The organism is Cohnella pontilimi (assembly GCF_005049045.1).
GTDB lineage: Bacteria > Bacillota > Bacilli > Paenibacillales > Paenibacillaceae > Cohnella > Cohnella pontilimi.
Genome location: NZ_SUPK01000001.1, coordinates 199,089 through 212,203 on the forward strand (window position 1 = coordinate 199,089; position 13,115 = coordinate 212,203).

Consider the following 13,115-nt stretch of genomic DNA (forward strand, 5'->3'; position numbering starts at 1 on the left):
GCGACATGTCTTCCCCGCATGCCGGAAGACACCGGCAGCTCGGATTAACGGACGAGCAAACGCTGCAGATGTACACGAACATGCTGCTGGCGAGAAAATTCGACGAGCGCGCGACGCTGATTCAACGATCCGGCAAAACCGCCTTTCACATCTCCAGCATCGGGCAGGAGGCGGCCCAAGTTGGAGCGGCTTTCGCGCTGGAAAAACAGCATGATTACTTTTTGCCGTATTACCGCGATTACGCCTTAGTGCTGTCGGTCGGCATGACCGTGCGGGAATTGATGCTGGCGCTGTTCCTGAAAGCCGAGGATGTGAACGGCGGCCGTCAAATGCCCGGGCATTTCGGATACCGCAAGCATCATATCGTGACCGCTTCCAGTCCCGTCGGCACGCAGGTGCTGCACGCTGTGGGCTTTTCGTTAATGTCATTAATTAAAAAGCAGAACTGTGTCGCTTTCGTCACGTTCGGGGAAGGCGCCAGCAACCAGGGCGATGTGCACGAGGGCTTTAATTTTGCCGGCGTATTTAAATTGCCGGTTATCTTCATGTGCGAGAACAACCGGTATGCAATCTCCGTCCCGGAGCATCGCCAGGTAGCCGGACGTGTCGTCGATCGGGCCGCAGGCTACGGCTTTCCCGGTGTTCGAGTGGACGGCAACGATGCGCTGGAGGTTTACCGTGCGGTGAAGGAAGCGAGGGAACGCGCACTCCGCGGTGCGGGACCGACGCTCATCGAAGCGGTGATGTACCGGATTGCGCCTCATTCTACTTCAGATGACGACATGCTGTACCGGACCAAGGAAGAAGTGGAATATCACCGGGAGCAGGATGGAATCGCGAGCTTCCGGCGTTATTTGTTCGACTGCGGCATTTTGAACGAGGAGCTGGATCGTCACGTAACCGACCATGTGAACCGGGAAGTGAACGAAGCCGCAAAATATGCCGATCAGGCGCCATATCCGGCGCCCGAGCAAGCGTTGCTCCACGTCTATGCGGAAAGTGCGGGTGACGACGGATGCCGGTCATGACGTATTTGGAAGCGATCCGAACGGCCATGAGCGAGGAAATGCAGCGGGATGACAATGTGTTCGTGCTGGGTGAGGATATCGGCAAAGGCGGCGTGATGAACGCGACCAAAGGGATGCGCGACCGGTTCGGCGAATGGCGGGTGCTGGACACGCCGCTCACGGAATCCGCCATTGTCGGTGTGGCGATAGGGGCGGCCATGGGGGGCATGAGACCGATTGCCGAGATTCAGTTTGCAGATTTCATTTATCCGGCGACGAATCAAATTATCAGTGAAGCGGCCAAAATCCGTTATCGCTCCAACAATGATTGGTATTGCCCCGTCGTAATTCGCGCGCCATACGGTGCCACGGGAGGAGGCGGCCTATATCATTCGCAGTGCCCCGAATCCGTGTTCTTCGGAACGCCCGGGCTCAAAATTGTGGCGCCGTCATCCGCCTACGATGCGAAAGGGCTGCTGAAAGCGTCCATCAGGGACAACGATCCGGTGCTCTATTTTGAACATAAAAAATGTTATCTCTATGTCTCCGACGAAGTGCCGGACGAGGATTACACCGTGCCGATCGGCAAAGCGGCGGTGAAACGGGAAGGCGGCGACATTACAGTCATCGCGTACGGAATGGCCGTTCATCATGCGCTCAAGGCGGCGGATGAGCTGGAGAAGGAAGATATCAGCGTACACGTGCTGGATTTGCGGACGCTTCAGCCTTTGGATCAGCCTGCGATTCTGGAGGCGGCGGCTAAAACCGGTAAAATCATGATTTTCCATGAGGACAACAAAACCGGCGGCGTGGGTGCCGAAGCAGCCGCAATACTCGCCGAGCAGCTGCTCTATGAATTGGACGCGCCGGTCATTCGTTTTTGCCCGCCGGATATACCCGCCGTCGGCATGTCTCCAACGCTCGAGAAATTTTTCTTGCCTACGGCCGATCGCGTAAAGGAAGCGATGCGCCGATTGGCGGAACTTTAGCACGGATCGGGAGGGAGGAAGGGATGCAGCCGGAAGACGGAACACCCGTGGTGGTACCGCATTTGGCAGAAAGCCTCGTATCCGTGAAGGTCGTCAAATGGTTGAAGTCGCCTGGTGATGAAGTGAAGGAATACGAGGTTTTATGCGAGATGGAAACGGATAAGGTCAATGTCGAAATGCCGTCGCCGCTCGAAGGTACGCTTGTCCGCATCTTGGTGCCGGAGGGGGAGACAGCGCCGGTCGGCTCCTCGATGTGTCTCATTCGGGAGGAGAAGGCGTCGTCTGAGCCGGCACAAAAGGCAACCGCAAAGCTCCAGTCGAATGAACAGGCCGCACATCGGGCTCGATATTCTCCCGCAGTACTCCATTTGGCGAAACTTCACGGGGTGGATCTGACCCAGGTCAAAGGGACGGCGCTTGGCGGAAGAATTAGTCGCAAGGACGTATTCGCCTATGTGAGGAACAGGGACGATCCCAAGCCGGCCGCAGCCGATGCATCCGTCTCGCGGCATTCGAAGCTGCCAGCGGACGCTCAGGCGGATGGCCAAACACATACGGTTCCCCTCAGCAGTCTTCGGCAAACGATTGCCAGGCGTATGAGCGAAAGCGCGTCGAGCATTCCTCATGCTTGGATGACGATCGAAGCGGACGTGAGTCGTCTCGTCGACCTCCGGGAGCGTTGGAAAGTACGCTTTGCCTCTAAAGAAGGGGTACGCTTGACGATCACGCCGTTCGTGATCAAAGCGGTTATTAATGCCATTAAAGATTACCCGATCTTGAATTCCTCATGGGATTCGGGCGGGATTATGATGAAAAAAGACATTCACCTCTCAGTGGCCGTCGGTACGGAAGAATCTGTGGTTGCGCCGGTTATCCGCCACGCGGACCGCAAAACAATCGCCGGGTTGGCGATGGAGCTGGACGGCCTTGTCCAACGGACCAAAGCCGGTCGGTTGACGCTGAGCGATCTGCAGGACGGCACGTTCACGTTCAACAACACCGGCGTTTTCGGCTCCGTGCTGTCTTTTCCGATCATCAATCCGCCGCAAGCTGCGATCCTGACGTTCGAGTCGGTTGTGCGAAAGCCTGTCGTCGTCGGGCAGGACATGGTGGCCATTCGCTCCATCGCCAATGTGTGCCTCTCGCTCGATCATCGCATTCTCGACGGAATGGTGTGCGGCCGGTTTCTACAACGGGTGAAGCATTACTTAGAGCAATATGAACCGGACACTCCAATTTATTAATGTCGTTAATTAATTTCGTTTCCGAAGGAGAGATGCGATGAGAGAATGCGTCATTGTTGGCGGTGCTCGTACCCCATTCGGCAAATTCGGCGGGGGGCTGAAATCGCTGAAAACCGCAGAGCTTGGCGGCATCGCAATTCGGGAAGCCATCGCGCGTTCAGGAGCAGATCCTTCTTCCATTGAAGAAGTGCTCATGGGCATGGTGCTGCAGGGCGGCGCCGGCCAAAATCCATCGCGTCAGGCAGCAAGGCTGGCGGGTTTGGACTGGAGCGTGCCGGCCGAGACGATCAACAAAGTCTGCGCGTCCGGACACCGAAGCGTCACGCTGGCCGATCAAATCATTCGTTCCGGAGACGCCGACATCCTCGTCGCGGGCGGCATGGAAAGCATGAGCAACGCACCATATATTATACCGGACACCCGCTGGGGATCGCGGATGGGACACGCACAGTCGTTGGATTTGATGCTGCATGACGGGCTGGAGTGCGCGTTCTCGAACGTTCATATGATTTCACATGGCAACCGCACGGCGGCAGCGTTCGGGATCACACGGACAGAGCAAGACGAATGGGCCCTTCGCAGCCATCAACGGTCCGTACATGCAATAAAAAAGGGCTTTTTTGATGATGAAATCGTACCGGTGCTGGTGAAAAGCAAAGCGGATGACATCCTGATCCGGCATGACGAAGCGCCGCGCGCGGATACCAGTTTGGATCAATTAACGCGTCTATCTCCGGCTTTGGAGAAGGAAGGAACGATTACCGCGGGCAACGCGCCGGGTGTGAATGACGGAGCGGCCGCGCTCGTCTTGATGTCCCGGGAAGACGCATTGTCCCGGGGACTCAAGCCGCTGGCGACGATCGTCGGCCATGCCGCCGTGAGTGAAGAGGCGCCGTACATCGCAACTGCGCCCGGATTGGCTATTCAAAAGCTGCTGCAGCGAACATCGGTACCACTCTCGCAAATCGACCGATTCGAAGTAAACGAAGCGTTCGCGTCTGTACCGCTCACAACCGGCAAAATGCTGGGTTGGGACGAGGAGAAAGTGAACGTGAACGGAGGAGCGATTGCGCTGGGCCATCCGATCGGAGCCAGCGGCGCAAGAATCGTGCTGACGCTCGTCCATGAGCTGAGGAGAATCGGAGGCGGGTACGGCATCGCCGCGATCTGCAGCGGAGGCGGACAAGGGGATGCCTTGCTGCTGCGCGTGGACGTTTAACTAGGATCGCACAGCAGTATTTCGAAGGAAAGGGGGCGAAGCAGTGTCCGATCCGGTTATCATGATCGTCGGCGCAGGGCAGATGGGCAACGGCATTGCGCAGGTGGCCGCGGCAGCCGGGTTCCAAGTGCTCCTGCACGATGTATCACCGGAGCTCATCGAGCAAGGAGTGAACGCCATATCCTCTCGTTTGTCGCGCTCAGTGGAGAAAAGCAAGCTTGCCGCCCAAGAAAAAACAGAAACGATCAGCCGGATTCACGCAGTATCCTCGTTGGAACATGCGGCCGGTGCAGATGTGGTGATCGAAGCCATTACCGAGAACATGGAGGTCAAAGCCTCGCTGCTTCGCAAATTGGACGTCATTTGTCCCGCGCACGTCATTTTTGCATCCAACACTTCTGCACTGCCGATCACCGAGCTTGCCGCGGCAACAGGTCGTCCCTCCAAGGTAATCGGCATGCATTTCATGAATCCCGTACCGGTAATGCCTCTGGTCGAGATTATTCGGGGGCTCGAAACTTCTCAGCAGGTCTATGATACGGCTGAGGAGCTTACACGAAAGATGGGGAAAACGCCCGTGGAAGTGAATGACTTTCCGGGCTTCGTCTCGAACCGGATTTTGATGCCGATGATCAATGAAGCGGTGTATGCCGTTTATGAAGGAGTCGCATCCGTGGAATCGGTGGACCGCGTCATGAAGCTTGGCATGCATCATCCGATGGGCCCGCTCGAACTCGCCGACTTTATCGGACTCGATACTTGCTTGTCCATCATGGAAATCTTATACGAGGGGTTCAAAGATCCTAAATATCGCCCGTGTCCACTGCTGCGCAAATATGTAAAGGCGGGTCGTTTAGGAAAAAAGTCAGGAAGAGGGTTTCATCATTACGCAATTGGGGTTAAATAAACGTTAACGGAATCAAAAATGTCGAAATTCGGCAGCTCAGCGCAAAAATTGTTTTTGCTGAAACCGTTTACAAATTCCTCCTGATCGGCTATGCTATTTAAGCTTGGACATAGTCATTAGGAACCATGAGGGGACTAGACACCATGTACTATTGCATTCGATGCAAACAAACGCACGATTCGTCCAATGAGCAAGTGATTTTCCGGACCGGCTTTTATCATGCCGATTCGAAACGGATGAATGTCGGGTATTGTCAAGCCGAGGCCGCTGCGCCGAGGAGAGACAGCCACCGTCATCTTCAGCATGAGAAGAAGATCCGATGGATCAACCGGTCGAAACTTCGTATGTTAAAAATTTAAGATGCATATTCGAATCGAGTCTGTTGAGCATATTCAACAGACTCTTTTGTTTTTATAAGCGCAATGTGGCCAGCAGAGGCAAATGATCCGAAGTATACCGGTAATCCGAGAGGGCGGCCACATTTTCGATTCGAATCGAGCTGCTGGTAAAAATGTAGTCTTTCTGCGTGAGCGGAACGATGGACGGAAATGTAAACAAAGGCGTATCCCGAACAGCTCGCACGGTGTCGGTGAGAATCTCACTGAACCCGCGCCAGGTCCCGGATCCCGGCGTCATGTTCATGTCGCCCATCAAAATGACGGACCCCGATTCACGTTTAAGCCTTTCCGCTATTAAAGAGGATTGGATTCTACGTAATAACGGGACGACGCTTAAATGCGTCAAAAATATTTTGGCGGTTCCGGTATTCCCCAAATCGATTTCCGCCTCCAGCAAGGCGCGCGGTTCGCTGACCGCCAGTCTCCGCGAGCGAAGGCCGTGATTGCGATGAGACAAGATCGGAAATCGTGAAAACAGCGCATTGCCGTATTCCCGAATGACATCCCCTTTTTTTCTCGTAATCGACGCTCCGAAGGCGCACTGAAGCTGCAATTGTTCGCAAAACCAGCCGAATTGATCGGCGTACCCGCTTCTGCGGGAGAAAAAACGGTCCACTTCGTTGAATCCGATCAGATCGGCACCGGTCTCGCGGACCAGATCCACGATTCTCTCCAGATTGGGTTTCCCGTCCGATCCAACCCCATGGTGCATGTTATAAAGCATGACTTTCACTTCGGGCATGTATCATTCACCTTTTTCTTAAGATCAGCAGCAGTGAGACCAAAAACCAGGATACCGCCAGCGCCGCAACTGCCGTGATCGCATGTCTCGTCGGATTCATCCACGATGAAGCGCGGATTTCCGGCGGCAAATGGTGAAAAATGCGGGGAACGGTCCCCGTCGCGATTCCGATGTAGACAAGAAGCACAGTCAATGTGCTGAGTCCCCATGCCGCAACATCCCGGCGGGTGATTCGAACCGCGGACCGATGGAACTCCCCCCTTGAAATCCACAGCAGGACGAGGACGATCAGCAAAAAGAGAGCTTCCTCGAAATCGAACGCTTTGGCGAACGTGAACACGGCCCCGGAAACAAGGAGGATCACCGACGACCAGTACGCTCTTTCCAGCCGGTGCGAGATTCCCCATGACAAGATAATCAGCATAAATCCGACGATCACGCTCAAAAAATGGGACCATTGCATAAACGGCTGCGGCAAATACGCATCGGCTATACGCAAACGGTATAACAGCCGCGGAGTGGCGGCAGACAGCAGCAAGACGAAGCCGCCTGCAAACACCAGCTTGCCGAGCGCCCATGCCCCGATCTCTCCGGCGTTCTCCCATTGACCCGGCCGCTGCCATATTTTCTGCCACCGGTTCAGCACGGGTTCCACGCCGTCGACTCGAGCCGAACCCGCGAATCGGTCCTTCGCAAACTCGAAGGCCGCCATCACAAGACCGATGACCCACGGAACGATGTAGTAGAACAGCCTGAACAGCACCAGGACGGCGGCTGTTTTTACCGGATCGTAGCCGAGCAGTCCGAGACCGAGCAGCGCCGTCAGGTCGAATCCGCCGATGCCGCCTGGAGCCATGCTGACCAGACCGGTAACCACGGCCACCGTGTAGATGCCAAGCGCTTCCCTCACTGTAATTCCTGGTAGAAAATAAGTGGAAATCAGCCAGAAGGTGATGCCGGCCAGCAGCCATTCCAGCAAAGATACGCCGATCGAAACCCCGATAGTCCCCCAATCCAGCAAGCCTCTGTCGCGATTAAACCATTTGGCGAACCAGCGGGTTCTTTGCACGATGATAAAAGCAGGCAGAAACAAAGCGTCCGCCCAAACGATGTAACGCGTCCACGGATGGGCGTTCAGCACGCCTTGGATAGGCAAAATACCGAGAATGCCAGCCCATGCCAACAGCGAAAGACCCGTAATCGTAATGGTCGATAAATACGCGAGCGATGCGGCGATCGTCGGCATCGGGATTCCCCGTTTGCGATACAGGATCGTTCGGAGGCTGGCGCCGGCGATACCCGCAAATCCGATCACGCTGTTCGAGGTGTTTGCGATCCAGGAATAACGGAATGTCGCCCACGGCCCGATCGGCAATCGGAAATGGCGCCGGATAATGAAATCGTAGCCGCTGATCACCGCGACGGCAACGAGCGAAAACAGAATCAGCCACGCCATATTGATGGGGGTGATGCTCCGTATGAAATGCAGCGTGGAGGCCCAGTCGATCCGCCGGATCTCATGGCGTCCTTGCCAATAGACGAACGCAATGACCGCCGCAGGCACAACAATTTGCAGTACCTTATACCGCTTCAGCACGGACACCCATTTGTTTCGCTTCAGTTTTTGCAGCCATTGCCGGTAATTTTTCATTCAGGTACCCCGTTACTTGCAGGATGTTAGACGCGATCGACCAGTAACAGTATTCCCAACCTGTTATTACCCCTTAAACCTGCGTGAATCGAGTTTCCCGGCGCACGAAAATGAGAATTTTATTAATTTGGATTTCCTATCCCTCGACCGAAACGGCGGGGTTTATTTGCTATTGCGACAAATAAACTTGGAATACGCTCCGAGCTTTTGACAAGCTTTTTGGTTGCTTCTCAGTACAATCAGTGTAAACTTTCTCAAAATTCGAATAGGAGGAGTGGTCGCATGCTGAAAAATGTAACGCAGAAAATGCCTTTAACCGGAGTATACTTTGCCGTATTTTTCGCCGTTTGGGTATACTTCGGCACCGTCCACGCCGATCATGCAGCAGCAGCAACCTCCGCATCCGGGCAGAAGGAAACCGTATCCGCCCCCTATGTCACGACCGCTTATTTCTTGAATGTGCGCGCAGACTCGTCGAGCAAATCGAAAATACTGCAAGTGGTGAAGAGAGGAACCCAATTATCGGTCGTCGGCAAAGCCGGAAAAGGATGGTTACGACTCGAAGGAGGAGGATTTATACACGGAGCTTACGCCAGACCGGCCGGCAAACAGGAAAAGCATGCTCCGCCTCCCGCGCCTCCGGAACCCGCAGTTTCTGTTGACAAGAAGCCGGGCAAGCCGGTCTCCCAGGTTCGTTCCCCGTCCGGCTTATCGGAGAAAGAGATTGGGTCCCTTTTCAAAGGCACCGGCCTCGCGGGTCACGGACTGGAGAAAGCGATTCTCGATGTGGAGGCCGAGTATGGGATCAATGCGTATTTCACCATTGCCGTGATGAGGCTCGAAAGCGGGAACGGCAAAAGCCGGGTCGCGAAAACACGGAACAACTTGTTCGGTCTTAACTCCAGCAACGGCACCGGATATCTCCGTTTCAAAACGAAGGTGGCCAGCGTCGAGAAATTCGGGCAGCTCATCTCCGGGAATTACATAGGCAAAGGCTATACTACGATTGAAAAAATCGCCAAAAAATATTGTCCCGCCAATCCGAAATGGCCGTCGTTGGTGAAGACCATCATCAACCGTGATTACATAGGGTAAGTGTGGTAAGATGGGGGAGGTCTGTTTGCAAAAGCTAAAATGAAACCTCCCGCAAAGGAACGTTGCATATGACAGTACCCGAGCTCTTGCGGCATCCGCAGCAAAGAAAACTGCTTCTCAGCGCCGGTCTCAGTTGGCTGTTCGATGCAATGGAAGTCGGCATGCTTTCTTTCGTCCTGACCGCACTGGCGGTGGAATGGCATCTCAGCCCGGACGAGAAGGGGCTTCTGAGTGCGATCAATTCGCTCGGCATGGCGGCGGGAGCCGCGGTTGCCGGCATTCTGGCCGACCGTTACGGCAGACGTAACATTCTCATGTGGACGCTCGTGATCTTCTGTGCAGCCAGCGGCTTGTCCGCGTTGGCCACAGGATTTTTCGTCATGTGCCTTTTGCGGTTCGTCGCAGGCTTCGGGCTGGGAGGAGAGCTTCCCGTCGCTTCCACGCTGATGTCGGAATCCGTACCGGCAAGGGAGCGGGGGCGGGCGGTTGTGTGGCTGGAGAGCTTCTGGGCGGCCGGATGGATTGTGTCGGCGCTGATCGCGTACTTCGTTATTCCGCACTACGGTTGGCGAATGGCTTTCGTGATCGGTGCGGTGCCGGCTTTATATGCCATTTATTTGAGAAGGGCGATCCCGGAATCTCCGAAGTATTTGGGCCGGCGGAGCGCGGCCATGCCATTCGGCGAACGCGTTGCGTCCGTATGGTCTTCGCCGCACCGGCGATCGACGATTGTGGCATGGGTATTGTGGTTTACCGTTGTATTTTCCTATTACGGTATATTTTTGTGGCTGCCGAGTATCGTTATGGGCAAAGGCTTCGACATGATCAAAAGTTTTCAGTATGTACTGATCATGACGCTGGCGCAGCTTCCGGGATATTTTACGGCCGCTTATTTTATCGAGAAATTCGGCCGCAAATTTGTGCTGGTCACTTACCTGATACTGACTGCTATCAGCGCGGTCTGGTTCGGCAACTCCGACACGCAAGGCATGCTGATCGCCGCTGGCGTATGCCTGTCTTTCTTTAACCTGGGCGCCTGGGGGGCTATGTATGCTTACACGCCTGAGCTGTACCCCACGCCCATCCGATCGACCGGAGTGGGGCTTGCCGCTTCCTTCGGCCGTATAGGAGGCGTAATCGGTCCGTATCTGGTCGGTATGCTGATCGCCGCAAACATGGATGTGACTTCGATTTTCTGGTTGTTTTTCGCCGCCATTCTGATCGGCGCCGTTACCGTGCTTGTGGCCGGTAAAGAAACGAAAGGCGCCGATCCCGACGCCGAAATGGGAACAGCGCGCTGATTCACTTGTTGATCCAATCGAACATCCGTTGGATCGCATGAACATGCACAGCCTGAGGGAGATGATGCCCACACCCTTCATAGCGGTGCAGATCCGCATTGACGCCATTTTCGAGCAATTTGTGATACATGTTGATTCCGTGAAGATAATCGACTTGCACGTCTTCGGTTCCATGCATAATCAATACCGGGCACTTGAATTGATCGGCCACATAGAGGGGAGAGCGCGACCGGAACGCTTCCGGTTTCCGGACCGGCGTGCCTCCCACGACGCGTTTGAGCATTCTGCGCAAATCGATTCGCTCTTCGTAGGTTTGCGCCAAATCGGACACACCGCCCCACAAAACCAATTTGCGTACGTTCGCCATATGCACGGCCGTCAAGGCGGCATTCACGGCGCCGCGCGAAAATCCCATCACCGTTATCCGGTTCGCATCCACGAACGGTAAGCTCTCGAGAAATCGATAGGCCGAGAGCACATCCTCCCGATCGTTTCCCCCGAATTCGTCCCGCCCTTCTCCGCCTTCCGCTCCGCGATAGCAGGGAGCAAACACGAGATGCCGTCCGATTGTGCTGATTTGCTCCAGCCAATCCGTCTTCACGCTGCCCACTTTGCCGATTCCGCCGCGACAGTAGATGAAGACCGGCCATTTGTGTGAACGGATGTCCCGGGTCTCCCGACGGATGCAGCAAGCCAGTTCCGTAACTGGCAGATCCCCCGTGCCGAAATGGCTGCGAAGGCGATCCTTCAAGTCTTCGGCATGAAAATGAAAGCCGTCCGGATAAGCCAAATAACCTTTTACTTTGAAGCTGCCGGACAAGTAAGTGAGACGATACATGATGCGTTTCCGCCTTTTGGATATTAGTTGTGCTGCTTAAAGGGTAATTCATTGGAGAAACAGGAGCAAACAAGCGACAAGGAAGTGACCAACTTGATCAATCCATCTTCTATTTCCATACAACAAATGCAAACGGAAGCACAAGCCTTTCAATCCGTTTACCCGGATTTCATCTCGGAAATCGAGCGCGTGGAGAGCACCCGGGGCAAGCTCAATGATTTTCAATTGATGATGGCGGTGTCTTATGCGAAAAACGGTTTGGGCGTGCTGAGTTACGAGCGACGGCAAATAATCAACGCGATTTTTGCGGCTTTCACGAATATTTACCGGAACGAAGGCCGGATCGCGGCGAACCAGTGGGCGTACGAAAATTTCGGATGCGGCGTCATGCCGCTCAGCTCGGAGGACACGCGGGATGTGCATACCCGGCTCGAGGAGCTGTCCACCATGATTCGCGATAAAGAGACGGAACTGCTCAAGCTGTATCGCGAGTATTATGTGCTGCAGACGTATTTGGGCGAGGAACGGGAAGAGGCTCAAGTCTAATAAAAACGGGGTGTTGAGCGTTGCAGGAATGGATCGCGAATGTACGGATGGTTACGGAACACGGGATCGTCGACAACGGTTGCCTGCGCATCGAGAACGGCCGCATTGCCGAGATCGGGGAGAATCTGCCTGTGGTTTCCTCTGGCGAGGAGATCTTAGATGGAAAAGGACAGCTGCTCATTCCCGGCATGATCGACGTCCATATTCACGGTGCAAGCGGATATGACATGATGGACGGCACTTTGCGGAGCATCGAGGCGGTGTCCGAAACATGCGCGGCAACCGGCTGCACCTCGTTCCTCGCGACTTCGGTCAGTTCGACGCTCGAAGATTTGCTGCGGATGATCGAGAACGTCAAGAGAACGGCCGGGCGCGAGCCGGGAGCTTTCATCGCCGGCATTCATGCGGAAGGCCCTTATCTGAATGTGAAACGGAAAGGCATGCAAAACGAAAAATTCCTTCTGCACCCCGACTTGTATGAGATGGAGAAGGTGATCGAAGCGGCGGGATCCTTGCTGAAAATGGTTACCGTCGCTCCCGAACTGCCCGGAGGCATGGAGCTTGTTCGCTTTTTGCGCGAACATGGCATCATTGTTGCTGTCGCACATTCCGATGCCACTTACGAAGAGGCCATGGAAGCGTTCCGGCTGGGCGCGACGCATATGACACACTGCTTCAACGGGATGCGGCCCATCCACCATCGCGATCCGGGTCTCATTGTGGCCGCGTTCGAACAGCCGGATGTCAGCCTCCAAGCGATCGTGGACCATGTTCACCTGCATCCCGCCATCGTTCGTCTCATGCACCGGATCAAAGGCGCAGACGGCATGGTCCTCATTACCGACGCGCTTCAAGCCATGGGCCTTGGAGACGGAGAGTACGAATTCGGCGGGCATCACGTGACCGTATCCGCGGGCGTGGCGCAGTTAAAAGATGGCACGCTAGCCTCCAGCACGGTCACCATGAATGAAGCGCTGAGAAACACCGTTCAATTAGGCATTCCTTTGGAGGATGCCGTCCGGATGGCCAGCACGACACCGGCCGATTTGCTGGGCATACCGCACAAGGGAAAAATCGCCGTGGGCGCGGATGCCGATCTCGTGTTGCTGGATGAACAGTTTCAAGTGATCCGGACATTTCTCCGAGGTAAAGAATATCGTCAAACATAAGGTGATGTT

Annotated in this window: 13 protein-coding genes; 10 read left to right on the forward strand and 3 right to left on the reverse strand. The window is 55.0% G+C overall.

The genetic code is table 11. From position 1 onward, the window contains the following. The first annotated feature begins 5 nt into the window (after window positions 1-5). The 6 genes from E5161_RS01055 (at window position 6) to E5161_RS21370 (ending at window position 5,725) form a co-directional block, all read left to right on the forward strand. Complete coding sequence (locus tag E5161_RS01055) at window positions 6-1,028, forward strand: thiamine pyrophosphate-dependent dehydrogenase E1 component subunit alpha (protein ID WP_136775736.1); 1,023 nt, start codon at window positions 6-8, stop codon at window positions 1,026-1,028. After that, window positions 1,016-1,996, forward strand: a complete 981-nt coding sequence (locus E5161_RS01060) for an alpha-ketoacid dehydrogenase subunit beta (protein WP_136775737.1) — start codon at window positions 1,016-1,018, stop codon at window positions 1,994-1,996. Before E5161_RS01055 ends, E5161_RS01060 begins: the two co-directional genes overlap by 13 nt. 23 nt (window positions 1,997-2,019) lie before the next feature. Further along, entirely contained in the window at window positions 2,020-3,240 is a 1,221-nt protein-coding gene (locus tag E5161_RS01065; RefSeq protein WP_136775738.1) for a dihydrolipoamide acetyltransferase family protein, read from the forward strand. Between the two features lie 37 nt (window positions 3,241-3,277). After that, on the forward strand, window positions 3,278-4,459 hold the full coding sequence (locus E5161_RS01070; protein ID WP_136775739.1) for an acetyl-CoA C-acetyltransferase: 1,182 nt from the start codon (window positions 3,278-3,280) through the stop codon (window positions 4,457-4,459). 61 nt (window positions 4,460-4,520) lie between these two features. After that, window positions 4,521-5,366 (forward strand): 3-hydroxybutyryl-CoA dehydrogenase, encoded by an 846-nt coding sequence (locus tag E5161_RS01075; RefSeq protein ID WP_425456441.1) that lies wholly within the window; start codon window positions 4,521-4,523, stop codon window positions 5,364-5,366. A 143-nt stretch (window positions 5,367-5,509) separates the two neighbouring features. Then, window positions 5,510-5,725 carry a DUF3973 domain-containing protein gene (locus E5161_RS21370; protein WP_169306539.1) on the forward strand — a complete coding sequence of 72 codons (216 nt, stop codon included), beginning with the start codon at window positions 5,510-5,512 and terminating at the stop codon, window positions 5,723-5,725. 52 nt (window positions 5,726-5,777) lie between these two features. Here E5161_RS21370 and E5161_RS01085 read toward each other — a convergent pair whose 3' ends face one another. Both E5161_RS01085 and E5161_RS01090 read right to left on the reverse strand, forming a co-directional pair. Then, window positions 5,778-6,506: an endonuclease/exonuclease/phosphatase family protein gene (locus tag E5161_RS01085; RefSeq protein WP_136775742.1), complete on the reverse strand. Its 729-nt coding sequence runs from the start codon at window positions 6,504-6,506 to the stop codon at window positions 5,778-5,780. 7 nt (window positions 6,507-6,513) lie between these two features. Next, the gene (locus tag E5161_RS01090; protein ID WP_136775743.1) at window positions 6,514-8,157 is read right to left on the reverse strand and encodes a lysylphosphatidylglycerol synthase domain-containing protein; all 1,644 of its coding nucleotides are present in this window, start codon (window positions 8,155-8,157) and stop codon (window positions 6,514-6,516) included. A gap of 282 nt (window positions 8,158-8,439) precedes the next feature. Between E5161_RS01090 and E5161_RS01095 the strand changes: the two genes are divergently transcribed. Beyond that, window positions 8,440-9,252 carry a glucosaminidase domain-containing protein gene (locus E5161_RS01095; protein ID WP_136775744.1) on the forward strand — a complete coding sequence of 271 codons (813 nt, stop codon included), beginning with the start codon at window positions 8,440-8,442 and terminating at the stop codon, window positions 9,250-9,252. Between the two features lie 68 nt (window positions 9,253-9,320). Continuing rightward, complete coding sequence (locus E5161_RS01100) at window positions 9,321-10,553, forward strand: MFS transporter (protein ID WP_136775745.1); 1,233 nt, start codon at window positions 9,321-9,323, stop codon at window positions 10,551-10,553. A gap of 1 nt (window position 10,554) precedes the next feature. Here the strand turns inward: E5161_RS01100 and E5161_RS01105 are convergent, their stop codons facing one another. Beyond that, the gene (locus E5161_RS01105) at window positions 10,555-11,391 is read right to left on the reverse strand and encodes an alpha/beta hydrolase family protein (protein ID WP_246042053.1); all 837 of its coding nucleotides are present in this window, start codon (window positions 11,389-11,391) and stop codon (window positions 10,555-10,557) included. A gap of 51 nt (window positions 11,392-11,442) precedes the next feature. Here E5161_RS01105 and E5161_RS01110 point away from each other — a divergent pair, with 51 nt between their 5' ends. Both E5161_RS01110 and nagA read left to right on the forward strand, forming a co-directional pair. Further along, window positions 11,443-11,937, forward strand: coding sequence for a hypothetical protein (locus E5161_RS01110; RefSeq protein ID WP_136775747.1), 495 nt, complete (start codon window positions 11,443-11,445; stop codon window positions 11,935-11,937). 20 nt (window positions 11,938-11,957) lie between these two features. Next, window positions 11,958-13,106, forward strand: coding sequence for an N-acetylglucosamine-6-phosphate deacetylase (nagA, locus tag E5161_RS01115; protein WP_281279829.1), 1,149 nt, complete (start codon window positions 11,958-11,960; stop codon window positions 13,104-13,106). Window positions 13,107-13,115 lie beyond the last annotated feature (9 nt).